19 protein-coding genes are annotated in these 23,588 nt (G+C 70.5%); 9 read left to right on the top strand and 10 right to left on the bottom strand.

The window, feature by feature from the left end; translation table 11 throughout:
* Positions 1-2: 2 nt before the first annotated feature.
* From ACGFYH_RS12535 to ACGFYH_RS12510, 6 genes are all read right to left on the bottom strand, one after another.
* Positions 3-773: a 2,3-dihydro-2,3-dihydroxybenzoate dehydrogenase gene (locus ACGFYH_RS12535; protein ID WP_393803093.1), complete on the bottom strand. Its 771-nt coding sequence runs from the start codon at positions 771-773 to the stop codon at positions 3-5.
* 18 nt (positions 774-791) lie between these two features.
* Positions 792-1,958 carry a 3-deoxy-7-phosphoheptulonate synthase gene (locus ACGFYH_RS12530; RefSeq protein ID WP_393803092.1) on the bottom strand — a complete coding sequence of 389 codons (1,167 nt, stop codon included), beginning with the start codon at positions 1,956-1,958 and terminating at the stop codon, positions 792-794.
* Positions 1,959-2,229: 271 nt separating this feature from the next.
* On the bottom strand, positions 2,230-2,991 hold the full coding sequence (locus tag ACGFYH_RS12525; protein ID WP_393803091.1) for an SDR family NAD(P)-dependent oxidoreductase: 762 nt from the start codon (positions 2,989-2,991) through the stop codon (positions 2,230-2,232).
* 85 nt (positions 2,992-3,076) lie between these two features.
* Entirely contained in the window at positions 3,077-4,459 is a 1,383-nt protein-coding gene (locus ACGFYH_RS12520) for an MFS transporter (RefSeq protein ID WP_393803090.1), read from the bottom strand.
* Positions 4,460-4,551: 92 nt separating this feature from the next.
* Complete coding sequence (locus ACGFYH_RS12515) at positions 4,552-6,219, bottom strand: FAD-binding oxidoreductase (RefSeq protein WP_393803089.1); 1,668 nt, start codon at positions 6,217-6,219, stop codon at positions 4,552-4,554.
* Positions 6,220-6,259: 40 nt separating this feature from the next.
* Entirely contained in the window at positions 6,260-6,748 is a 489-nt protein-coding gene (locus tag ACGFYH_RS12510) for a cupin domain-containing protein (protein ID WP_393803088.1), read from the bottom strand.
* Positions 6,749-7,033: 285 nt separating this feature from the next.
* On the opposite strand from ACGFYH_RS12510, the gene ACGFYH_RS12505 reads away from it, so the two are divergent.
* Complete coding sequence (locus tag ACGFYH_RS12505; RefSeq protein WP_393803087.1) at positions 7,034-8,149, top strand: transaldolase family protein; 1,116 nt, start codon at positions 7,034-7,036, stop codon at positions 8,147-8,149.
* Here the strand turns inward: ACGFYH_RS12505 and ACGFYH_RS12500 are convergent.
* Positions 8,137-8,928: a methyltransferase gene (locus ACGFYH_RS12500; RefSeq protein WP_393803086.1), complete on the bottom strand. Its 792-nt coding sequence runs from the start codon at positions 8,926-8,928 to the stop codon at positions 8,137-8,139. The genes ACGFYH_RS12505 and ACGFYH_RS12500 overlap by 13 nt on opposite strands.
* 292 nt (positions 8,929-9,220) lie before the next feature.
* On the opposite strand from ACGFYH_RS12500, the gene ACGFYH_RS12495 reads away from it, so the two are divergent.
* The gene (locus ACGFYH_RS12495; protein ID WP_393803085.1) at positions 9,221-11,206 is read left to right on the top strand and encodes a helix-turn-helix domain-containing protein; all 1,986 of its coding nucleotides are present in this window, start codon (positions 9,221-9,223) and stop codon (positions 11,204-11,206) included.
* A gap of 4 nt (positions 11,207-11,210) precedes the next feature.
* Here ACGFYH_RS12495 and ACGFYH_RS12490 read toward each other — a convergent pair whose 3' ends face one another.
* Positions 11,211-12,395, bottom strand: coding sequence for an IS701 family transposase (locus ACGFYH_RS12490; protein WP_393803084.1), 1,185 nt, complete (start codon positions 12,393-12,395; stop codon positions 11,211-11,213).
* 714 nt (positions 12,396-13,109) lie between these two features.
* Complete coding sequence (locus ACGFYH_RS12485) at positions 13,110-13,958, bottom strand: helix-turn-helix transcriptional regulator (protein ID WP_393803083.1); 849 nt, start codon at positions 13,956-13,958, stop codon at positions 13,110-13,112.
* A gap of 136 nt (positions 13,959-14,094) precedes the next feature.
* Between ACGFYH_RS12485 and ACGFYH_RS12480 the strand changes: the two genes are divergently transcribed.
* The 7 genes from ACGFYH_RS12480 to ACGFYH_RS12450 all read left to right on the top strand — a co-directional run bounded on the left by ACGFYH_RS12480 (position 14,095) and on the right by ACGFYH_RS12450 (position 22,630).
* A complete protein-coding gene (locus ACGFYH_RS12480) occupies positions 14,095-14,949 on the top strand; it encodes an NAD-dependent epimerase/dehydratase family protein (RefSeq protein WP_393803082.1) in 855 nt (284 codons plus the stop codon).
* 617 nt (positions 14,950-15,566) lie between these two features.
* Entirely contained in the window at positions 15,567-17,120 is a 1,554-nt protein-coding gene (locus ACGFYH_RS12475; protein WP_393803081.1) for an amidohydrolase family protein, read from the top strand.
* A gap of 1,086 nt (positions 17,121-18,206) precedes the next feature.
* Positions 18,207-18,410: a cold-shock protein gene (locus ACGFYH_RS12470; protein WP_007387007.1), complete on the top strand. Its 204-nt coding sequence runs from the start codon at positions 18,207-18,209 to the stop codon at positions 18,408-18,410.
* 324 nt (positions 18,411-18,734) lie between these two features.
* The gene (locus ACGFYH_RS12465; RefSeq protein ID WP_393803080.1) at positions 18,735-20,246 is read left to right on the top strand and encodes a DEAD/DEAH box helicase; all 1,512 of its coding nucleotides are present in this window, start codon (positions 18,735-18,737) and stop codon (positions 20,244-20,246) included.
* Positions 20,247-20,298: 52 nt separating this feature from the next.
* Positions 20,299-20,703, top strand: coding sequence for a CBS domain-containing protein (locus ACGFYH_RS12460; protein ID WP_393803079.1), 405 nt, complete (start codon positions 20,299-20,301; stop codon positions 20,701-20,703).
* A 53-nt stretch (positions 20,704-20,756) separates the two neighbouring features.
* A complete protein-coding gene (locus ACGFYH_RS12455) occupies positions 20,757-21,068 on the top strand; it encodes an SCO5918 family protein (protein WP_393803078.1) in 312 nt (103 codons plus the stop codon).
* Positions 21,069-21,391: 323 nt separating this feature from the next.
* Entirely contained in the window at positions 21,392-22,630 is a 1,239-nt protein-coding gene (locus ACGFYH_RS12450; protein ID WP_393803114.1) for a PP2C family protein-serine/threonine phosphatase, read from the top strand.
* Between the two features lie 48 nt (positions 22,631-22,678).
* On the opposite strand, the gene ACGFYH_RS12445 is transcribed toward ACGFYH_RS12450, so the two are convergent.
* Entirely contained in the window at positions 22,679-23,245 is a 567-nt protein-coding gene (locus tag ACGFYH_RS12445; RefSeq protein WP_393803113.1) for a dihydrofolate reductase family protein, read from the bottom strand.
* Between the last annotated feature and the right edge of the window lie 343 nt (positions 23,246-23,588).

Below are 23,588 nucleotides of genomic sequence, written 5' to 3'. Positions count from 1 at the left end.
GGTCAGACGCCGAGGGTCGCGCCGCCGTCGACGGTGAGGTCGTGCATGGTGATGTGCGAGGCCTGGTCCGAAAGGAGGAACGCCACCGCCTCGGCCACGTCGGAGGGGCGGGCCAGCTTTCCGAGGGGAATGCCGACGCGGTAGGCGGCGGGCGAGCCTTCGAGGGTCGCGGTGCGGCCGTGGTCGTCCTGCCACATGGAGGTGAGCATCGGGGTCTCGGTGGAACCGGGCGCGACCACGTTGCAACGGATTCCGTATTGGGCGACCTCGAGGCCCAGGCACTTGGTGAACATGGTCGCCGCCGCCTTGGACGCCGCGTACGCGGCCATGTCCGTGCGGGCTGTGCCCGCCGCGTTGGAGGCGACGGTGACGACGGCACCGGAGCGCCTCGGGACCATACGGCTGACCACGGCGCGCGACATGAAGAAGACGCCGGTGGCGTTGACCGCGAACGTCGCCCTCCAGTCCTCGTCGGTGAGGTCCGTCGCCTTCCCGAGGCGCAGCACGCCCGCCCCGTTGACCAACTGGTCGAGCGGTCCCAGGGCGTCCTCGACGTCCGCGACCAGGCGCTCGGCTCCGGCACTCGAAGTGACGTCGGCGGGGAACGCTCGCACCCGCAGCCCGTCGGCGGCCAGTTTCCCGGTCATCTCGGTCAGCCGGTCGCCCTCCTTGTCCACGGCGGCGACCGAAGCCCCGCGTTCGCCCAGTGCGCGGACGACCGCTTCGCCTATTCCGCCCGCGGCTCCGGTGACCAGCGCTGTCTTTTCGCGCATAACGAACCAACCTCCTTGTCAGCGGCTCCAGGAAGAAGCCACTTCAACGGCCTGACGGGGATTGAGCCGCGGGTCGCAGAAGCTCGTGTACTTGTCTCCGACCGAATCCAGGAACGTGGCGTCGGCGACGCATTCCGTAACCTGGTCGGGGGTGGTTTCCAGGTGCAAGCCGCCGAGAATTCCACCGGCCGACGCCACGGATTCCTGGAATTCCTCGATTTCGCTTACGACTCTCTTCACGAAACGAGTCTTCAGACCGTCCGGCCCGCACTCGGTGTTGCCGTGCATCGGGTCGGACAGCCAGATCGCCGGGTGCCCGGCGCCGCGTACGGCGGCGACCAGGGCCGGGAGCACGCCGGGTGCCGTACCGGCGCCCATGCGTGCGATGAGCGTCAGTCTCCCGGGGACGCGGTCGGGGTCCAGCCGCTCGCACAGGCGCAGCAGCTCCTCCCGTGTCATGGTCGGTCCCACCTTGCAGGCCACCGGGTTGCACACGGCTGCCAGGAGTGCCACGTGGGCGCCGTCCACCTGCCGGGTGCGCTCGCCGATCCACGGCCAGTGCGTCGAGGTGAGCAGGAGGCTGCCGTCGTCCTGCCTGCGCAGCATGGGCAGTTCGTAGTCGAGGAGGAGGGCTTCGTGGCTGGTCCACACGGGGGCCTGTGCGCGCGGGGCGCCGCCGGCCCAGCCGAGGTGTTCCATGACCTCGCGCGCGGCCCGGTAGCCGGTCAGCAGGCGCCGGGGGTCGGGCTGCCGTAGCGCCGGGTCGGGATTCGGGTCGTTCACCATGTGCCCGCGGTAGACCGGCAGTTCGATGCCCTGGACCGTTTCGGTGGGCTTGGAGCGCGGCTTGGCGTACTGGCCGGCGAGCCGGCCCACGCGCACCACCGGCCTGCCCGCGTTGACGCGCATGACACCCGCCAGGAGGTCGAGCACCGCCGCCTTGCGAGCGACGTCCACGGGGCCGTGCTCCGCCCAGTCCTCGGCACAGTCGCCAGCCTGGACGACATGGGCGTGCCCCTCGGCTACGGCCCTGAAGTGGTCGTGCAGTTGGGCCACGTCCGAGGGCTCAACGAGCGGCGGCAGTGCGCTCAGTTCCCGCCTCACCCGCTCCGTCTCGGGACGACTGGGCCAATCGGGCTGCTGCAGAGCGGGGAGCGATTCGATGTGAGCGAGCTCGCTGTTCAACTCGGTTCCTCTCATGGAAATGAAGAAGGAGCTCTTCGGCTGAACTCGTGAGTTGCTTTCATCGATTCTGCGGAATTACGGAGTGCGCGTGAAGGGGAGAATCGCTACTTCGTCATGTTCCGGCGGAGCGTGCTGAATTCATCCGCGAGAGGGCACGAACTCGTCCGACCGGGACCGGGAAACTCGTGGAAAGCACGTGTCCCGGCCTCGTGGCACATGAGGCGACAAGGCCGGGACGCTGTGGATCAGGTGAGGAGACCGGGGGGCGGGCTCAGCTGGTGACGCCGCCGTCGACGACGAGGTCGTGGCCGACGACGAAGCTCGACTCGTCGGACGCCAGCCACAGCACTGCGTTGACGATCTCGTCCGTCGTCGCGACCCGGGCGATCGGAACCGCCGTGGCCAGCCGGGCCGCGCGGTCGGCGTCGGTCTCCCCGGGGCGCAGCGACATGCTGGTGTCCGTGGCGCCGGGGCTCACCGCGTTGATGCGCACGTTGTCCTTGATGTGGTCCAGGGCGGCGACCCGGGTGAGGGTGCTCACGGCGGCCTTGGACGCGGCGTAGGCAGCCATGCCGGGGCGGCGCCCGTGGTAGCCGATGTTGGACGCGGTGTTGACGATGACGCCGCCGCCGTGCGCCCTCATGTGGGTGATCTCCTGTTGCATGCCGATCAGGACGCCGTTCAGGTTGACGTCCAGGACGGACTGCCACGCGGACAGGTCCAGGTCGCCGACCGGGGTGGGCTTGCCGAAGACGCCCGCGTTGTTGTGGGCGACGTGCAGGCCGCCGTGGCGCTCGACAGTGGTACGCACCAGGCGCTCCATGTCCTCGGGCCGGGTGACGTCGGCGACGACGGCATCGGCGTTGCCGCCGTCCTCGTCGATGAGCCGCACGGTCTCCTCGATGGACCCGGGCCGGGCTCCGGTCGCGACCACGGTGGCGCCCTCACGGGCGAAGGCCCTGGCGCTGGCCCGGCCGATGCCGGATCCGGCTCCGGTGACGATGACGACCTTGTCCTTGAATCGGGCGGTCATGAGGGTGCTCCTTGACATGTGTCGTAGGGGGTGTCGTAACGGATGGAAGTCCAGGGTGCCCAAGGGGTGGAAGGACCGCGGTCCTTCATCCACCGTCACTGGACGGGCTGGGGCGCAGCAGGAAGACCGCGCACACCGCGGCGGCGGCGAAGGCCACGGCCGCGACGGTGAAGGCGAAGCCGTAGCCGGAGGCCTGGGCGGACGCCGTACCGGTTCCGGTGTGCTCCAGGTCCCTGGTGTGTCCGGTGGCCAGCGTCACCAGGACCGCGAGACCGATGGCCGGCCCGGCCTCCAGAGCGGTGTTGACCACGGCGCCGGCGAGGCCGGCCTGGTCCTGCGGAACGTCGGTGGTCGCCGTCACTGTGGATCCGGCGAACACCAGCGCCGTCCCGGCGGCGAAGAGCACCAGCCCGGCCAGTACCGCGCCAACGTACGGTGTGTCCGTGCCGATGAGGCCCAGCGCCGCCAGCCCCAGCCCGGCGAGCGCCAGTCCCGTGACCAGCACCGCGCGCGGGCCGAAGCGCTGCACCAGCCTGCCCACGGACAGGCCGCCGACGACCAGGGCCAGGCCGAAGGGCAGGAACGCCGCCGACGTCTCCAGCGCGGAATAGCCCCGGACCTCCTGGAAGTACAGCGCGAGCATGAAGAAGATCGTGGTGATCCCGGCGGCGCCCAGGAAGACCGCCAGCAGTGCCATCGCCCTGCGGGGCGAGGCGGGGAACGACAGCGGCAGAAGCGGCTGCGCCACCCGAGCCTCGGTGACGACGAAGGCCAGCAGCAGCGCACCGCCGCCGACCAGTGTGCCCAGTGCCACAGGAGAGGCCCACCCGCGCTCCGGCGCCTCCAACAGGCCATAGCTGAGCAGGGCGATCCCGGTGGTGGCCAGGACGGCCCCGAGGACGTCCAGCCGGCCGCCCCGGGGAGCGGCGCCTTCGGGAACCAGCCGTGGGGCGACGGCGACGGTCACCGCCGCCACCGCGACCGGCACGACGAACGCCCAGCGCCAGGAGTTCGACGAGGCCACCACCCCGGACAGGAGCATCCCGGCGGTCCCGCCGGAGGCCGCGAGCCCGCCCCAGACCGCCATGGCACGGGCGTACCGCGCGGGCTCCGCATGGACGACCCTCACCAGCGCCATCGCGGCCGGCACGGCCAGTGCGGCACCGGCGCCCTGGAGGAAGCGCGCCACCAGCAGCATCCACAGCCCCGTGGAGACGCCCGCCAGCGCCGAACTCGCGCCGAACACGAGGGTGCCGAGGAGCAGCATCCGACGGTTTCCGTACAGGTCGGACAGCCGACCGCCCAGAAGCAGCAGCCCGCTGAACGACATGGGGTAGGAGGCCCCGAGCAGGGCGAGTTCGGCGCGGTCGAGACCGAACTCCCGCTGGATGTCGGGGAGTACGACGTTGAGCACGCTCATGGCGAGAATGAGCACGAACTGGACCGACGCCAGCAGGGCGAAGGCCATGCCCCTTCTCCTGCCGCTTACCGCTTCGACGGCCGTTGCGGTCGGCTTCGTCCGCTCGGCCGCGTCGACGTCATGCTGCTGCACAGCTCGCCTCACGTGTGGTCGGGAAGGGTGATGGACTGCGAGTGCCGGAAGGTGTTCCGAGGGTCGTACGCGGCCTTGGTCCGCTGCAACCGCGGGTAGTTGCCCTTGTAGTAGAGCGTGTACCAGGGCACGCCGCTGGTGTTGACCTTCGTGTCGGTGATGTCGGCGTCGGGGTAGTTGATGTAGCAGCCGTCCGTCGCCGCGCCCGGTACGGGATATCCGCCGCCGGCTGAGAAGACCTCGCCGTACACGTCACGCGTCCAGCCGATGTTCGCGGCGTCGTCCTCGGCGCTCGACCAGAAGCTCTGGAACAGTCCCTTGAAGACCGAGTCCCGCTGCGCCGACGCGGTGTCGCCGGAGCCCACCGTGTTGATCTTCCCACCGTACGAGAGCAGGACGACCATGGACTGGGGGTTGTCGTGGTCGGTGCGCGTCAGGTGCCGGTACATCGCCGTGGCCTGCGCCTTGGTGACGTTCTTGCGCAGGTAGGCGGACTTGTGATGGCCACGCAGCGTCGGATCGGTCAGGGTCGGGTTGCTGGTGCCCAGCAGCTTGACCGAGTGCAGCCACGGAAGGCGCTGAGGCGTGAACAGGCCGGGCAGCGCACCCAGCTCGCCGACGGGCTCGGACATCGGGCGTACGGCCGCGTCGGACAGCGAGGAGGTGACCTCGGTGAGGAAGTCGTCGAGCACCTTCTCCGCGCCGGGGACGGTGGCGTCGATCTGGGTCAGCAGGCCGATGCTGCCGTTCGCCCGGTGGTTCATCATCAGGAAGCTGCACAGTGAGGCCGCGGAGGAGCCGGCGGAGCCGTTCCTCTCGTGCCAGGCGCCGAACTTCCGCACAAGGGAGACGAAGGAGCCCTTGTCCAGCTCGCTCCACGGCAGAGCGAGCGCGCTGACCAGAACCTCCTTCGGGGGCTTGGGCAGCAGCGAGGAGGGGTCGGTGCCGGTGGCACCCGGGCTGCGGAACCAGTACCGGGTGATGACGCCGAAGTTGCCGCCGCCACCGCCGGTGTGCGCCCACCACAGGTCGCGGTTGGGGTCGTCGGCCTCGCGCGTGGCCACCACCCTGCGGGCCTTGCCGTTCGCGTCGACGACGACCACCTCGACCGCGTACAGGTGGTCGACCGTCAGGCCGTGCCGCCGGGACAGCATTCCGTAGCCGCCGCCGCTGATGTGACCGCCCGCACCCACCGAGTAGCACATGCCACCGGGGATGGTGACGCCCCAGCCCTTGAAGAGGGAGTCGTACACATGCAGCAGCGTCGATCCCGCGCCCACTTCGAATGCCTGGAGCCCCGCGTCGTAGGCGATGGTGTTGAGCAGGGAGGTGTCGATGACCACCCGGACCTCGGGGTTGAAGACGAAGTCCGCGTAGCAGTGGCCGCCGCTGCGCACCGAGATTCGCTTGTTGCCGTCCACAGCTTCCTGAACGGCCCGCACCACCTGCCCGGTGGTCCGCACCAGGCGGACGGAATCGGGCCGGGCGACCCAGCGGGAGTTGTTGCCGACCACAAGATCGGCGTAACGGGGGTCGCTCGGGAGGACGGTGACGGCGTCGGGGGCGGTTCCCTTGGCGGCGTTGGCAGCGGTGGCGGCTGTCGCGACGGGGCCGGCCTCCAGGGCCGTGGCGGCTATGGCCACGGCCGTGCCGGCCAGGACACTTCGTCTTTTCATGGAACTCTCGTTCTCTTCCTGTATCGGTGCGAGCTTGTGGTCAGTCGCCCCAGACGACGCCGAGGCCGAGGTTTTCGGCGAATTCCAGCGTGCGGTCCACCGACCACGATCCGCCGACCGGCGCCGACTTTCCCAAATCGGTCGAGTATCCGGCCTCCGAGAAGAACCTCTCGAACCCACCGGGCGTGGTGACGACATAAAAACGTGCGGTTTCACTCTCCACCAGATAGGAGTGCGGAATTCCACGCGGCAGGAACAACACGCCCGCGCCCTTGACAATTTCCGTGCGGTCGCCGACGGTGAGGCGGACTTCTCCCCCCTCAATGATGAATATCTCGTCCTCGAGCGTGTGTGTATGGCGCGGTGCGCGCTCCCCCTGCACAGCGCTGAAGTGCGTGACTCCCAAGGCACCACCGGTCTCCTCGGCGGAGAGTTTCGTGGTGACCACCGACCCTTTTCCCCAGAGCCGGGAAATCCCCTCGCCGTCGCGGCGAATCACCGGCGACCGTCCGTCGAGCCCTGCGGTCAAGGTTCCTCCAGCACACTACGTTTACTCATTCACCATTTCGCCGAGAGCTTCACACAGCACCATCGGAGCCCGCAACGCGCAGGGCTTAGTTTGTCAGGTGTCGCCGCACAGCCCTACGCGACACAGAACACACCGGAACGCAAGCCGAATACCATACTTTGTCAGGTTCTCCGCGATGTGATCACGCAGTAACTGGACCGTTGTCGCGACATGGACAGAAGTGTGATGTCGGGCCCTAGGATTATGGCTGTCCTTCTCGTTCGGCCGCTGGAGCGGAGGCAGTCATTGACCACACGGCCGCGCCCGAAACACAGTGACGCCCTGTACCAGCTCACGGCGGAGGGGGTCGGTCTCTGGCTGGACGACTATCACCGTGGCCGGCTGACCGATGGCAGCCTGGAGAGACTGGTGGCCGACGGGCTGGTCGGTGGCGTCGTCTCCCGGCCCGCCGCCGTCGCGCGCGCGATGTCGGGCACCACCGCCTACCGGGACCAACTGAATCGGCTTTCGAGCGCGACCCCGTCCATGGAGGAACGCGTCTATGCGCTCATCGCCGAGGACGCCCGCGCGGCCTGCACCGCGCTGGAACCGGTGTTCCGGGCGACGCAGGGCATGCACGGCTGGGTCTCCCTCGGCATCGAGCCCCGGCTGACCGCGGATGCCGAGGCGATGCTCAACCACTCCAGGCGGCTCGCGGAGATGGTGGACCGCCCCAACGTACTGATCCGGATTCCCGCCGTGGGCAGGGGACTCGCCGCCGCCGGTGAACTGCTCGCCCACCGGGTCGGCGTGCACGTCACCTCCGTGTTCTCCGTACAGCGGTATGCCGAGGCGGTGGACACCTACTTTCGCGGCCTGGAGCGTGTCATGGCCGACGGCCACGCCGCGTCCGCCGTCACCTCGCTCGTCTCGCTGGACATCGGTCATCTGGACACCAGTGTCAACGCTCTGCTGGACGGCTCAGCGGACCCCTGCGCCGCCGCGCTGCATGGACAAGCCGGGGTGGTCACCGCGCGGCTCGTCTACCGCCGCTACGAGGAAAGCCTCGGCTGTCCCCACTGGCGCTCCCTGGTGGCCGACGGCGCCCGCCCTCAACGTCTGCTGTGGACATCGGAGAACGCGCGGGAGTCCCCTCGGACCGCGCTGGACCGAGTCGAGCGGCTCATCGCCTGGATGACCCTGCACGCCCTGCCCCAGTCGGCGCTCGAAGCGCTGGTCCGTCGCGAGGGGTTCCACGGCGACACCCTGTCCGGTGAACACGGCTCGGCCTGCCGGGCGTTGGACGCGTTCGAACGGGCCGGCATCGTCCTCGACTCGCTCGCGCGCGACCTGGAAGCCGCGGCGGTCGAGAGGGAGCGTGCCGCGTGGGACGAGCTTCTGACGGCGGTTCAGGCGGGCTGAGTCGTCTCTCGGGCGGGCGGGCTACGCAGCGCGCCACGGTGCACGGGCCCGACGCACCCCTGCGACGGCCCCTCGCCGGAACACACTTCCACCAAGAAGTGCTCGACCGAGTCTCCCCTGTCGACGACGACGTGCCTGCGGAGCACCCGCAGCCGCCGCCCCGCCTCCGCGGCGATCCGGCGCAGTCCGTCCATGTCCCCCCTGCTGCTGAAGTGCAGCAGGGCCCGGCCTTCGTGCGTCAGCCGGCGCGGCGCCTCGTCCACATACCTGCGGTGTGCCTCGTACCCGGGATCCACGTAGGCACGTTCCAGGGGAGTGCTGAAGCGGTAGTCCTCCGGTGCGCGCACGTACGGCGAGCTCCAGACGATCGTGTCGAAGAGCTGCCCGGCGGGCAGCCCTTCGAAGAGGTCGCTGTGCACGGCTCGGACGCGGTCGGCGACCCCGTGCCGCCGTGAGTTGAGTGCTGCGTTCGCCACCGCATCCGCGTTGATGTCGGAGGCGACGACCCGCTCCCAGCCCGCGAGGGCCGCCGTCACGGCGACGACTCCCGCGCCGCAGCCGATCTCCAAAAACGCCCCGCACCGCGGGTGGCGTACAGGATCGGAGAGGCCCAGCAGGTCCAGGACGATCTCGGTGGTACCGGCGTGCAAGGGGGCGAAGACCGTGTCGAGCAAGTCCCATTCCCTTCCGCGCAGTGAGAAGACCTCTGGGCGGTGCTCCGGCCGCATGGAGTCACGGCTGCGTTCGAGCGAACGTAGATAATTCTTGATCTCGGACATCCCGCCCCGACAGTCCTCTCCTGATTGCCGGGCACCGCCTTCGGCGTCCCCGGCCACCGCCCACATCCCCTTGCGCACGGTCCCGGCTCGATCCTTCCGTGACATGGGGGACGAGCGGCAGGTGGTCCGACCACACCGTAGGTGAGGGATGAGGGTGCCTCGGCCACCACCCCTCGGGGAACACCAGTGCGGCCACGTACAGTAAGCGATGACAGGCGCCGGGTCACGACCTTAGGCTCTCTGCGGACCGACTTGCTCGATCACGCTTGATCACAGAGGAATCACGGGGGAAATGATGACAGGGGGGCCGGAGCCGGACTCGCCGGATGTGATGTCCGTACTGGAACTGCTCGCCGTGGGGGCACCGCCGGCGCGGTTCGAGGAACTGCTGCGCACCGCCCGGCGCGAGGAAGCTCCCGACAGCACCCTCGCGGAACTCGATCAGGCCGTCCGCCTGGCCTCGCGTGTCCAGGCCCTGATCGGCCACGCGCAGCAGCGCGAAGCCGGCCTTGCCGCGCTCGTCGACACGGCCCACGACCTCACCCTGGTGCACGGCATGGAGGCGCTCCTGCACGAGATCGCACGGCGGGCACGCCGACTGCTCAACTTCGACATGGCCTATATCGGATTGCGCGCCGCGGACGACGAGGGCCGGGCCTCCTCCATCCGCGCGGCAGAGGGCGAGACCACATCGCTCAGCGTGGGCCTGAAGACCTTCGAGGACTCCGGCCTCGGCAGCCTCGTCCAGCGGAGCGGGGCGCCCGCCTGGAGCCCCGACTACCTGGCCGACAGGGATCTTCCGCACTCCCCCGACATCGATGCCGTCGTACGGGCCGAAGGCCTGCACGCCATCCTGGCGGTGCCGCTCGGCTACGGCACGACGGTCTTCGGCACCCTCTACGGCGCCGACCGGAAGGTACGGCATTTCACGCCGGACGAGATCAGCCTCATGCGCTCGCTCGGCAGGCTCGCAGGCGTCGCCATCGAACGCGCGCGGCTGTTGGAGGCCACCCGCGCCGAGGTGACCGAGCTGGAACTGGACACCTCCCGCGCCAGGAGCAGTCTCAACGTGCAACGCCGCGTCGAGGCTGCCTACATCCGACTGATCGACCTGGTACTCAGCGGCTGCGATCCGCAGACCCTCGCCGAAGCGGCGGTCAAGGAGCTGTCGGGGGCGCTGGTCGTCAGGGACTGCGTCGGACGCACGATCGTCGTGACCGGTACGCCGCCCCGGCTCACCGAGGACGACGTGCTCAGGTGGACCTATGACGCCCATGCGGCGGGCTGCCCCGTGCCGATGCCTGACGGCGGTTGGGTCGCGCCGGTCACGGCCGGCGGCGAGAACCTCGGTGCCATTCTGCTGGTTCCCGACGAACCGCTCACAGACGGCTTCGGAGTGCGGTTGCTCCAGCTCACCGCGCGGGCGGTGGCCCTCATCCTGCTGCTGCAGCGCACCTCGACCGTCGCCCACGACCAGATCCGTGACGAGCTGTTGGATGAACTGCTCAGCGATATCCGGACGCAGCCGCGCCAGCTGATTCCACGGGCACGCCGACTCGGCATCGCCATCGACGAACCGCATGTGATGGTGCTGGCACGGCCCGAGGGAGGTCCGGAAGGCCGGGCCGCCGCGTGGGCATCGTCGTATGCCCATCGCATGTCCGGGCTCATGAGGTTCCGTGACGGCTATGTGACGCTGCTGGTCCCCAGCGAGGACCCCCTCGCCGCGGCCACCGCAGTCTCCGAGGAGCTCACGCCGCTCGTCGGTCATCCCGTCACGGTCGGGGCGGCCGGCCCCGTCTCGGGCCCGGGCCGCGTGGCCCAGGCCCACCGCGAGGCCCTCAGCTGCTTGGAGGCGCTCACCGAGCTGGGCAACCTCGGCTGTGTCGCCACCCCGCAGCAGATGGGCTTCCTCGGTGTCCTGCTCTCCGAGAACCGCGGCGTCGGCGAGTACATCAGGTCCGTGATCGGACCCGTAGTGGACTACGACACCCAGCGCTTCACCGAGCTGACCCGCACGCTCGACGCCTACTTCGCCTCCTCGTCGAGCCCGACCCGCGCGGCCTCCGACCTGCATGTGCACCCCAACACGGTGTCCAGACGGCTGGAGCGCATCGCCGAACTCCTCGGAGCCGACTGGCAGGACCCCGAACGAGCACTCGAGATCCAGCTCGCCCTGCGACTGCACCGCACCCGGCGAACCCTGCAGCACCGGCACGCGGCCACCGGGGCGGCCCGGGACGCCGGCAGTCCGGCTCCGCGAGGGTCGGGGCCATAGGGGGTCAGGCGGAGAGTCGAGGCGCACGGAGACGCAGCTGACCCGGCTCGTCCGCCAGCGCCGACACCGCGTGGGCGACGGAGGCCAGGGTCATGTGGCGGTGCCAGCCCCGGAACGAGCGCCCCTCGAAGTCCCGGACGCCCACCTGCTCGCCGATCCGCTTCTCATCCTGGGCGACCTGCTGCGCAAGCCGCGTCAACCGCACGAGGTCACCGACGGGTGCCGTCGCCGGGGCCGCGAGCCACAGGGTCACCGGCGCCTTCCCGCCCTCGTGCCACTCGCCGATCAGCAACAGCTCGGGCCCGGAACCCGGCCGGGGAAGCCGTACCCGGACCGCCGCCGCGAGCGTGGTGTGCCGCACCGGCCCTCCGGCGGCCGTCGACGGACGGCGCAAGCCCTGCACGGACTCCATGATGTGGCGGGCCGGGACGGCTCCCGCCCGGTACCCGGGCATCGCGCGGTCCGCCACGACCAGCAGGGTGCTCCCCTTCACCCGGGTGAGCAGGGGGACCTGCGCTTCGACGAAGGGCCGGATGACGCCGCCGAGGCTCGTCACGTGGGCGTCCAGCACGACGGGACGCTTCGGCACCGCCCAGTGGCCCAGCGCGGTCAGCGCCGTGACGGTCGCGCACTCGTCCGGTGTCTCCGCCTCGGCACTGTCGGGAATCTCCGCCCTACGACGCCTGCGCGCGTCCCCGAGCCAGGACTCGGGAAGATGTAGCCGCCACTGAACGGGGACACTGGCCCCCTCAGCCGCGGCCCAGGCCCCGAAGGCCAGCTGGCCGTTGACCACTTGAGCGAGCTCCGGGGCGAACTGCCGCTCCACCCCCACCGAGTGCTCGCCGGCCTTCGGAATGAACAGCGGTCGTACGACCCAGGCCCTCGGTGCCAGCACCCGCGTGACATGGGCGGCGAGGGCTTCGCGTATGGGCGACCAGTCCCAGGTGGAGCTGCTGATGAAGTGGTGCAGACTCTGCTCAGCCGCAGCCCCGCCTGCGAGGGCAGCGATGTTGCGGATCGACTTGCGTCCCTCCGCCGCCAGCAGCCCACTCAGATATTGCCGCGCCCTCAGACGCTGGTCACTCCGGCGCAAGGACGCGAAGAGCTCAGAACTGAACTCGTCGCCCGGATGGGTGACGTCGCAAGCTCCTTGTCGTATTCGGTGCCAGGAGACGACTTTCGCGTTCACGGTTCCCCCCGCTCGTCAACTTGTCAGCTGTTCCCTCCACACTGGCCGGGCACGTCCGGCAACGGGAGGTGCACCCGACACACACCTGCGAGCGACGACGGTTGCCGGGCCACCCCCGAGAGGCTCCCTCCGACGGCGGCCGCGAGGCGGCCGCAGCACCCGTGTGTGGTGCGGTCACCTCGCGGCCGCCGTGAGCGCACCACGCTCAGCCGCCGCGCCTACCGAGACGGGGCTGAGGTCGCCGACGGGGTTGACCACCACGGTGACGAGCGGCAGCCGCGCTGACACGACGGATCGCCGCTTCCCGACGGGCCGGTGCACCCTGGCCGTCGGTCCGCGCGGGCCCACCTGTCCACCCGCCCGGCCGTCGCTCGCCGGCCCCACCGGCCATCCGGTGCTCCCGAGGGCGGAACGGGCGGGGTGGTCGGCCTTCCCGGTTGCACCACGGGGAACCAAGTAGCCACTGCAGCAGACGGGGTGACAGCCCGCGGCCTTCGCCGCGTCATGACGATCGCTTTGGAGGCCCCACCATCAGGACGTGTCGCTCCACGTGGCGGCCGGGCCGTGTTCCGGACGCCGAGCGGTCAGCGGACCGGATGGACGACGAGCCGAAGGGGCCTACCTACTGACTTCGGCTCGTCAGGGCGAAACGGGATCGTCGAGGGCCAGGCCGGTGCAGGCTGTGAAGCCGTCGAGGGTAGGGCGCGCACGCAGTCAGGAGCCCGCCGGTGTCAGGTCCTGCAAGCCCACTACCCGCAGCAACTGCAAGCGCTCGTACGACTCCGTGCCCGGGCGGGCGGTGTGGATGACGAGCTGCTGGTCGTGGTCGGAGTTGACGAGGACCTCGCAGTCGAGTTCGAGGATGCCGATCGCAGGGTGCCGGAAGCGCTTCGTGGAGGCGCGGCGTACGGCGACCTCGTGTTTGTCCCAGAGGTGGGTGAACTCTTCGCTCGAAGCGCGTAGTTCGGCGACGAGGGCGGCGGGTTCGGGGGCCGTGGGGCGTGCCGAGGCCACCGCTCGCAGGCCGGCCACCAGCTCGCGGGCGCGCTCCGGGCGGTCCTCGGGCGGGAACAGCTCCTGAGCCGCCGGGTCCAGGAAGAAGCGGCGGATCATGTTGCGCGCCCGCGGCGGGCGGACGAGGAGGTCTCCGCTCAGCGCCCGCGACAGCGCGTTCTGGGCCAGGACCTCGCCGCAGTCGGTCACCACCATCGCCGGGGTGTCGTGCAGCCGGTCCAGCACCAGGAGCAGGCCCGGGCGTACGTGCGTGCTGGTCGCCTCCCGGCGCGGCGGCTCCTCCCCGGTGAGGTGGAAGAGGTGGTCGCGTTCGTCCTCCGTCAGGCGCAGGGCGCGGGCCACAGAGGTGAGCATCTGGCGGGACGGACGCGGGCCCCGGGACTGTTCCAGCCGCGTGTAGTAGTCCACGGACATGCCGGCCAGCTGGGCCACCTCCTCGCGGCGCAGCCCCGGCGTACGGCGGCGGGCTCCGGCCGTCAGGCCCACCTCGGAGGGGTCCAGGCGGGCGCGAGCGCGGCGCAGGAAGTCGGCGAGTTCGGCTCGGTTCACCTCTCCATGGTGCGGGAGGCCGGCCGGCTCATCCAGGGACTTGCGATCCCTGGATGAAGAGGTCTCTCCCCCTCGTCCCCACACCCGCCGAGGCTGGTCATCAACGACAGGCGACACAGTGGGTGAGGAGCACATCATGCTGACTTTGGTGACCGGTACGACGGGACAGGTCGGACGCCGCTTCGTGCCGAGGCTGCTGGCTCAGCGGCAGCCGGGCGAGCAGGTCCGCGTCCTGGTGCGGGACGCGGCCCGCGGCGAGCGCTTCGCCGAGCTGGGCGCGCAGGTCGCCGTAGGAGACCTGCGCCGCGAGGAGACACTCCGCGAGGCGCTCGCCGGCGCGGACGCCGTAGTGAACGTCGCCGCCTCCTTCCGCGGGGTGCCGGACGAGGAGGCGTGGGCCGTCAACCGGGACGCCGCGGTGGCCCTGGGCCGCGCCGCGCAGGCCCTGGGCGTGGAGCGGTTCGTGCAGGTCAGCACGAACAATGTGTACGGCGTCGGACGGGGCCGCCCGCTGACCGAGGAGGACGAGAGCCGGCCGGGCGGCGCCATGTGGGGCGCCTACCCCGAGTCCAAGGGCGACGCCGAGCGCGAACTGCTCGCCCTCAAGGACCTGGACGTACGCGTCGGACGGCTCCCCTTCGTCTACGGCGAGGGCGACCCACACCTGGCCAACGCCTTGCACTGGGCATCTGGTTGGGCACCGCACCAGCGCCTGCAGATGGCCCACCACGCGGACGTCGCCCAGGGCCTGATGCGTCTGCTGTACGCGCCGGGCATCACCGGCCAGATCTACAACATCGCCGATGACGCCCCCGTCACGACGGTCGAGCTGTACCAGCTCAACGGCGTCGAGGTGCCCGCCGGTCTCCACGAGCTCACGGACCCCGACCCGTGGCTCGGAATCATGTCCACCCAGCGGATCCGCCGGGAGCTCGGTTTCCGCCCGATCTACCCGAGTGTCTGGACGGCGCGGGACGCCGGAGCCCTGTGACGATCACTGCGCCCGGTCAGACCACCCCTGTGATCCGCCCCGGCAGCCCAGCCCCGCCACCGCAATCACGGCCCCCACCACTACGCCGAGCCGGGCCCTTCGTCGTCGGCCGACGCCATGACGGGCTCCAGCCGTGCTCCTGGACCTGCTCCGTGGTCCGCAGGCCCATGTGATCGGCCTCGTCCCGATCACCGTAGTCATGGCGGACGACCCTCCAGCAGCACCCAGCAGATTCGAACACCTGCTGAGCTGGAGCTCGCCAAGGCCGCACGAAAACGGCGCCCGGGTTCCGCCGCTGCGACTCTTCGTCTCGACGGTCAGCTGCCCTGGCGGCCAGCTCGGCACGTGGTTCTGATCCCCGTGCTCTCTGACCGCCCGAGCGAGAGGCGCGAGTCGGCGTGATCGCTCCCGGGGGGCGGCCGGTTGACGGGCGGGGGCAACCCCGGTGCCGGGGATGACCGCCGGTGGTCCCAGCAACACCCCACACGCACGGTCTGGCCGCACTGTCCTATCGCTCGGTGTCGGCCAGAGTCGTGGAGGTCGGCGGACACGGCCGGCGGATCCACAAGCCGAGGGGAAACAGCATGTCCGAAGCAACAGGTGGGGCACATCGCGGCATGGCCCGACGAGGGTTCCTGGCCGGGGCCGCCGCCGTGACGGGTACGGCACTGACGAGCGCGGCACCCGCCGGCACGGCACGCGCGGCCGGGAGGAGGGCCGCGAACGGCGCCGGCACCGGCCCGTTGGCGCTCACCCACGTCACCGTGATCGACGGATCGGGAGCACCCCCGGCCCCCGGCATGACGGTCGTCATAGAGGGCGGCCGCGTCACCGGACTCGCCCCGAGCGCACGCACCCGGCTCCGCCCGGGCACCCGCACGGTCGACCTGACCGGCAAGTACCTGATCCCGGGCCTGATCGAGACGCACACCCACAGCGACGGCCCGGAGACGGTGATCCCGGCCCTGTACGCCCTCGCCGGCGTCACCACGGTCCGGGAGATGCGGGGCCGGCCCGTCCACCACGAGTGGCGCGAGAAGATCCGCAGCGGTGCGCTGCTCGGCCCCCGCTGGGTGGTCGGCAGCCCCATCATCGACGGCGCGCCCTCTCTGTGGGCGGCCGACGTGGGCCCAACCATCGAGGTCCGCGACGCGGCCGAGGCCCGGCGCGCCGTACGGCAGGTAAAGCGTGAGGGTGCGGACTTCGTCAAGGTGTACTCCCGCCTGTCCCGCGAGGCCTACTTCGCTGTCGCGGACGAGGCCAGGCGCCAGGGCATCCCCCACCTCGGGCACTGCCCCGACACCGTACGGATCGCGGAGGCGAGCGCCACCGGCCACCGCGCCGTCGAGCACCTGCACGCGCTGCTCCTGGCGACCTCACGGCACGGGAAGGAAATACGGCGCCGTCTGTCCGCCGTGCGGATCGACCCGCGCGACCCCAGCAGCCTGTCCCGCTACCACAGCTGGTTCCAGCAGGTGCATCCCCTCGAATGGCGGGCGGTGCAGGGCTACGACCGGGACCGGGCGGACGCCCTCTTCCGCGGACTGGCGGCTGACGGGACCGCCATCGTCCCCACGCTCAGCGTGCACCGCACGCTGGAGCTGCCCGACGACGTTCCGTCCGGGGCCGAGGAGTGGAAGTATCTGCCCGCCTGGCAGGTGGAGAGCTGGCCGGACCAGCTGGCGGCCCTGACCGGTGGCCGCACCCCCGAGCAGGACCGGCGGATCCGCCAGATCTTCGCGCACCGGCTCCGGCTGGTGAGCGAGTTGCACGGCGCGGGTGTGCGGCTGGCGGCGGGCACCGACACCGGCACGGGATACCTGGTCCCGGGCTTCGCCCTCCACGACGAGCTGACGCTGCTCGTGGCGGCCGGGCTCACCCCGGCTGAGGCCCTGCGCGCGGCCACTCGGGACGCGGCTCGCACCCTCGGCCTGCCCGCCGTGGGCACCGTGGCCCGCGGACAGGCTGCCGATCTGCTCGTCCTCGACGCCGACCCGCTGCGTGACATCCGCAACACCCGCCGCATCCACGGCGTGGTCGTGGACGGCAGATGGATCCCACCTCGGGAACGCCGCCGACTCCTTGCGGCGGTGGAAGAGGCCGCCGCGCAGACCCCGCCGCCCCGGGAGGGGGCGACCATGAAGGGCTGCGGCTGCGGCGGACACCCCTGACAGCCCTCCGGTGGCGGCCTCGCGGACGAGCGGTGCCGTCCGCGGCCAAGGGACGCTCTGCTGGGGCGCCCGTCCGTCGAGTTGCTCTGGCACAGGCCCGACCCGGAGGCCGAAGGCGTCCGATGCACTGGTGACCCTGCTGATGCTGCGTCTGCGCGAGACGGCGCGGGCGGTCGGCGGCAGCGGCGGGGGTGACGCCGGGACCGGTGCAGTGGACCGGCAGCGGTGCACGCGTCGTCTACGAAGTGAAGTCGTTCACCGTCCGCCTACGTCCCCGGACGCCGAAGGCAGGTGGTGCGCTCGCTGACACCTGCAGCCCGCCGCCGGCCCGACACCCCGACCGTCCTGCCAGTCGCGTCAGACGACTGATCGCCTACGCCACGAGACGGGACGTGACCTGGAGGACGGGCCGCGTCATGCGAACCCGGTGCACCGGGCGCTGCGGGCGCTGCGGGCGCGGGCGGAGACGACGGGGAACCGGCCAGCGGTCCAGGCGCCGCCGGTACGTCTGCCCGGATCCCAATCCCGGCTCCTGCGGCAGGAATTGCAGGCAATGTCCTGGTGCAGGCGTACAGGCCGCCCCGCAGACACAACCGATCCGGTAACCGCTCCGGCCAAGGCAGCGGCAGCGGTTCGATCCGTGCCCGCAAGTCCTCATCCACGATTCACGGCCGAGTCGTCGTCACACGACACCAGCGGCCGGAACGCCACACGGTCACGCCCGGCCAGAGCGTCCCGACAAGATCCTTTCACGAGCTCTTCGCGGCGATCGCTGTTTTTGAAACGCTGCGCTTCGGGTGGGTCAATATCTATGGCCGCGAGGTAAGGGTTTGACACGTCCCACGGAAAGTGTTTTTGCTGCAATCAGCAAGGCAAAGCCATATACCGCACTCGGCCCGCCATCTCATGATACTGTCGAATCTCAGCTGCAGTTGTGGTTCCCAGAACTTCAAGCGTCTTCGTCGGCATTGTCAGTCGCAGGCGGCGTTTTCGTACGGCCGGTCGTTTTCCGGACGGGGCATCATCGCGGCGACCCGGTATCCGCGCACCGCGGGTCCCGGCGTACTGCCCAAGAGGAGATATGACATGGCGTCAGGCACTGTGAAGTGGTTCAACGCAGCCAAGGGTTTCGGCTTCATCGAACAGGACGGTGGGGGCGCCGACGTGTTCGCCCACTTCTCGAACATCGCCGCCCAAGGCTTCCGCGAGCTGCTCGAAGGCCAGAAGGTCACCTTCGACATCGCGGCGGGCCAGAAGGGCCCGACGGCCGAGAACATCGTCCTCGCCTGACGTTGACGCACACTTCGTAGCTGGGGCCCGCATCCCTTGGGGTGCGGGCCGCAGCTGCGGATATTTCCCGCGGTGGTGCGGCCTGCGCGACGAGAGGCGCCCGCGGTCCCTCGTCCAGGGACGCGCGCCTCGTCCAAGGCGCAACCGGTAGGGTCCCGGGATTTCACGCCCATATGAGCTCAGAAATCCCGTCGCCGCAATTCGCACCAGATCTACTGCACTCCAGTATTCCTTTACGCATCCATTCGGTCCGTTCTCGCGATTCCCCGCGCTGCTTCCGCTGCGGGAATTCCTTGATACGTGCCGTATCAAGGAAGGTTCCCAATGAACTTCGCACGTACGAATGACCGCTCTTCCCGCCGCGGCCGTGGCGACGGCCCCGCTTCCGGTTCCAGCACCGGTTCGAGGCGGGGCAGCCGTTTCGGCTCGTCCGCCCCGAGCCGTTCAGGGGGTTCGGGCCGTTCGGGCGGCTACGGCCGGCGGCCCGCGGCGGTGCAGGGCGAGTTCGCCCTGCCGGAGACGATCACGCCCGCACTGCCCGCGGTCGAGGCGTTCGCCGACCTCGACATGCCCAAGCCGCTGCTGGCCGCGCTGACCGCGCAAGGGGTGAACGTCCCGTTCCCGATCCAGGGCGCGACCCTGCCCAACACCCTCGCGGGCCGCGACGCCCTGGGACGCGGGCGCACCGGTTCCGGCAAGACACTCGCCTTCGGCCTGGCCCTGCTGGCCCGCACCGCCGGGCAGCGTGCCGAGTCCCGCCAGCCACTGGCCCTGGTCCTCGTGCCGACGCGTGAGCTGGCCCAGCAGGTGACCGACGCGCTCACTCCCTACGCCCGCTCGGTGCGGCTGCGTCTCGCCACGGTCGTGGGAGGAATGTCGATCGGCCGGCAGGCCAACGCGCTGCGCAGTGGGGCCGAGGTCGTCGTCGCTACGCCGGGACGGCTCAAGGACCTCATCGACCGCGGGGAGTGCCGGCTGAACCAGGTCGCGATCACCGTCCTGGACGAGGCGGACCAGATGGCCGACATGGGCTTCATGCCCCAGGTCACCGCGCTCCTGGACCAGGTCCGCCCCGAGGGCCAGCGGATGCTGTTCTCCGCCACCCTCGACCGCAACGTCGACCGCCTGGTCCGCAGCTACCTCACCGACCCGGTCGTCCACTCCGTCGACCCGTCCGCGGGCGCGGTCAGCACGATGGAGCACCACGTGCTGCACGTCCACGGCGCGGACAAGCACTGGACCACGACGCAGATCGCGGCGCGCGAAGGCCGGGTGATCATGTTCCTGGACACCAAGCACGCCGTCGACCGGTTGACGCAGGACCTGCTCAACAGCGGGGTGCGGGCCGCCGCCCTGCACGGCGGCAAGTCACAGCCGCAGCGCACCCGGACCCTGACCCAGTTCAAGACCGGGCACGTCACCGTGCTCGTGGCCACCAACGTCGCCGCCCGCGGCATCCACGTCGACAACCTCGACCTGGTCGTCAACGTCGACCCGCCGACCGACCACAAGGACTACCTGCACCGCGGCGGCCGTACCGCGCGCGCCGGCGAGTCCGGCCGGGTCGTCACCCTGGTCACTCCCAACCAGCGCCGCAACATGACCCGCCTCATGACCGCCGCCGGCATCATGCCCGAGACCACCCAGGTCCGCTCCGGCGAAGAGGCACTCGGCCAGATCACCGGCGCCCAGACGCCCACCGGCATCCCCGTGACGATCACCGCGCCGGTCGCCGAGCGGCATCCGCGTGGCACGTCGTCCTCACGCGGCCGACGCAGCCCCGCCTCGGCCGCCCGGCGCAGGACCCGGCAGTCCTCGTTCAACGCCGCGGCGTAAGGACTTCGCGTTCCGGTTCAGGAATCTGGCCCACCTCCGCAGGAGGCACGTAGTGACGATGGTTCGAACACAGCCCCGCTCCCCGCGTGCCACCCCCGCGCCCAGGACGGTGGCCGACACCATGGAGACCGCCGGATCGCAGGTCCGCGGCGACATCACCGTCGAGATGCCCCTGTCCGTCATGGCGAGCGCCCGCACCGCACACCCGCTCGTCTTCGACAACGACGGCGGGTGCACCGGACTTCTCACCCAGGCCAGGCCCACGGCGGTCCGCGACAGCTCCATGTACTCGGACCGGGTCAAGTCGCGTGACATCCTCGTAGGCCCGGGGCCCTTCGCCCCACCCGTGACCACGACGGCCCAAGCCGAGCACGCGATGCGCTACCGCCGCCTCGGTGCCCTGCCCGTGGTCGACGAACACGGCAACGCCCAGGGCGTCCTCGCCCCGACCCGCTGAACCACCGCAACCGCGGCAGAACCATCCCCTCGTTCTTCCCCCTGTGAGGCATCATGCGCTGCGTCATCGCCCGCTTTCCCTTCGACCTCACCAAGAGCGGCGTCCTGGAATCGATGAAGGGCGTCAAGCCTGAGCGAGTCCTCGGGGCGTCCGTGATCGTCGGCCGCCGCACCTACCCCGTCAAGCAGGTCGGGCAGGTCGTCACCCGCCAGGATCGCCGCGACTTCAGCGCCGCCGAAGTCCTCCGGGCCATGGCCCGGCTCGGCTTCACCTGCCGCGACCTTGCCCCGGCCGCTGCACCCACGCGCACACTCAGCGCGTTCCAGGAGGCTTCCGCGATGCTCGGGGCCCCCACAACCGTCTGACCGAAGGGCAGGCGTGAGCCGTCGTCGCCGCAGCGGCGAGCTTCGCAGCCGTCCCTGTGCACTCGGTGCCATCCTTCTGCCTGCCCCATGAGGCGCATGCGGCAGCACGGGGCGCAGGGGGCTCAACCTGACCGTACGCGGTCCCAGAGCCATGACGGCCGGACGGCTGGGTATCCGAGTGGAGGCCGGGACACGTGGTGCCGTAGGACCAGTTCGGTGCTGGACAGGACACCGGCACCCCGTGTCCCGAGCGGCATCGAGCCAAGGAGTGAGGAGGCGCCGTGACCGCATTGGGGTCAGGCAGGAATCGTGCGGGCGGGGCGTTGACGCTGGCAGGGACGTTGGAGGCGGCGGAGACCGCGGCGCCCGTGGAGTCGCTCGACGTTGTCGCCCATATGCTAAAGGAGCACCTGGGGGCCGCGTCGGTGTCGTTCCTGATCACCGACTTCAACGGCAGCTCGGTCGTACGGCTGGGCGCCGCAGGCAGTGTCGAGACCGGTGAGTCGGCCCGGCGTATCCCGCTGCGGGGCACCCTGTACGACGATGTGATCCGCAGCCAGCGGCCGGGGGTCCAGGACCAGGGTGAGGGCGCGCTGGTGCGGATCGTCGCTCCGGTGACCAATCGTGGGGACGCCATCGGCCTCCTGGAACTGTTCTTGCCGACGGCGCCGGATGTGGAGACGATGCGGGAGATCGGTGAGACGGCGCACGCGCTGGCCTACATCGTCATCGCGAACCGGTCGTTCACCGACGTCTACCAGTGGGGCCGGCGCACTGTCCCGCTGAGCCTGGCCGCGGAGATCCAGCACCGGCTGCTCCCGGTGTCGCTGGCGTGCGAGGCGGCACAGTTCGCGGTGGCCGGAGCGCTGGAGCCTGCCGACCACGTCGGGGGTGACACCTTCGACTACGTCATCGACCGGGACTCCGTCCAGCTCTCCGTCACCGACGCCATGGGTCACGACGTCGCCGCCGCGCTGCTGGCCACCCTGGTGGTGGGTGCCCTGCGCCGGGCCCGGCGAGGGGGCGCCGGCCTTGAGGAGCAAGCCCGCCAGGGCGACCAGGCCGTGCGCGAGCACGGCATGGCAGGCTACGTCACCGGTCAGCTGCTGCGGATCAGCCTGCTCGACGGCGAGGCGCACTTCATCAACGCCGGCCACCCCTGGCCGCTGCGGATGCGGGACGGGAAAGTGCAGCAGATCGTCCCAAAGGTCGATCTGCCGTTCGGCGTCCGCCCCACGCACCCCTATCGGCTGCAGTCGCTGGACCTTCGACCCGGCGACCGGCTCGTGATGCTGACGGACGGCATGCTGGAACGCAACGCCAACAGCCTGGACCTGTCCGCCCTGATCGCCGACACCCGCGCGCTGCACCCCCGAGAGGCCGCTCGCACCCTCATCGGGGCGATCGTCGACGCCAGCCACGGTCACCTGGAGGACGACGCGACCGTCATGTGCCTGGACTGGCACGGTGCCGAGTACGCTCAACGGGACGCCGCCACCGGCGCCAACCTCGCCGACGCCTCACCCCCGTCAAGCACGGGACCAACCACTGCGGGGCGCTGACCTGATTCCTGGGTGGCCCGGAGCCCGCGCTGATCCGCCGTCGGGCACTCAGCGCAGCCTGGTCTCGTACCTGGTCAGCACCACGCCGTCGGGAAACGTCCGGGTCTCCACCAGGCTCAGGTTCACCCAGTTGTCCAGAGCGGTGAAGAACGGCGTGCCGCCGCCCACCAGGACCGGATGGGTGACGATCGCGTACTCGTCGATCAGCCCGGCCCGCATGGCCGCCGCGGCGAGGGTGGCACCGCCGACGTCCATGGGGCCGCCGCCGTCGGCCTTGAGCCTGGTGATCTCGGTGACCGCGTCGCCGGCGACCAGACGGGCGTTCCAGTCGACCGTGCTGGTCGTGGAGGAGAACACCACCTTCGGCATGTCCCGCCAACGGCCGGCGAACTCAATCGCCGCCGGTGTGGCGCCCGGCTGCTTGTCGGCGGTCGGCCAGTGGGCGCTCATCGTCTCCCACAGCTTGCGCCCGTACAGGGCCAGGCCCGTCGCGTCCACCCGGTCGGACCACCACTGGAACAGCTCGTCGCTCGGCACGCTCCAGCCGAGGTCGTCGCCGGGCGCGGCGATGTAGCCGTCCAGGCTCATGTTCATGCCGAAGGTCAGTTCCCGCATGGCGTCGGCCTCCCGTGAGTCGGTGTCCGGCGTACAGACCAGCACGGCCCGCAGAAGCCACCGGTCAGGCCACGCCGAGGGCCAGTTCACCACCACGCCAAGCAGATTCTCGGCACGGGAAGGAACCTCCGACGTACCGGCGAGGACGAGACGGGCCCTCCGTCACCGCCATGACCTGCGCATACACCTGCCGGACGTTCGCCGACGCCAGCCGCACGCCCCGTGTCCAGACTTCGATCCAAGACCCGACCGGCTGCTGTCCCACCCCTACCGCCCGCACTTCGCCTCGACCGGATCGTCCTGGCTGAACCTGATGGCACGCCCGTTCGCCGAGCCGACCACC

It is taken from the genome of Streptomyces sp. NPDC048392 (assembly GCF_043200575.1).
Lineage (GTDB): Bacteria > Actinomycetota > Actinomycetes > Streptomycetales > Streptomycetaceae > Streptomyces.
The sequence above is the reverse complement of the archived record's forward strand: the minus strand, read 5'-3'. Positions and strand labels throughout refer to the sequence as shown.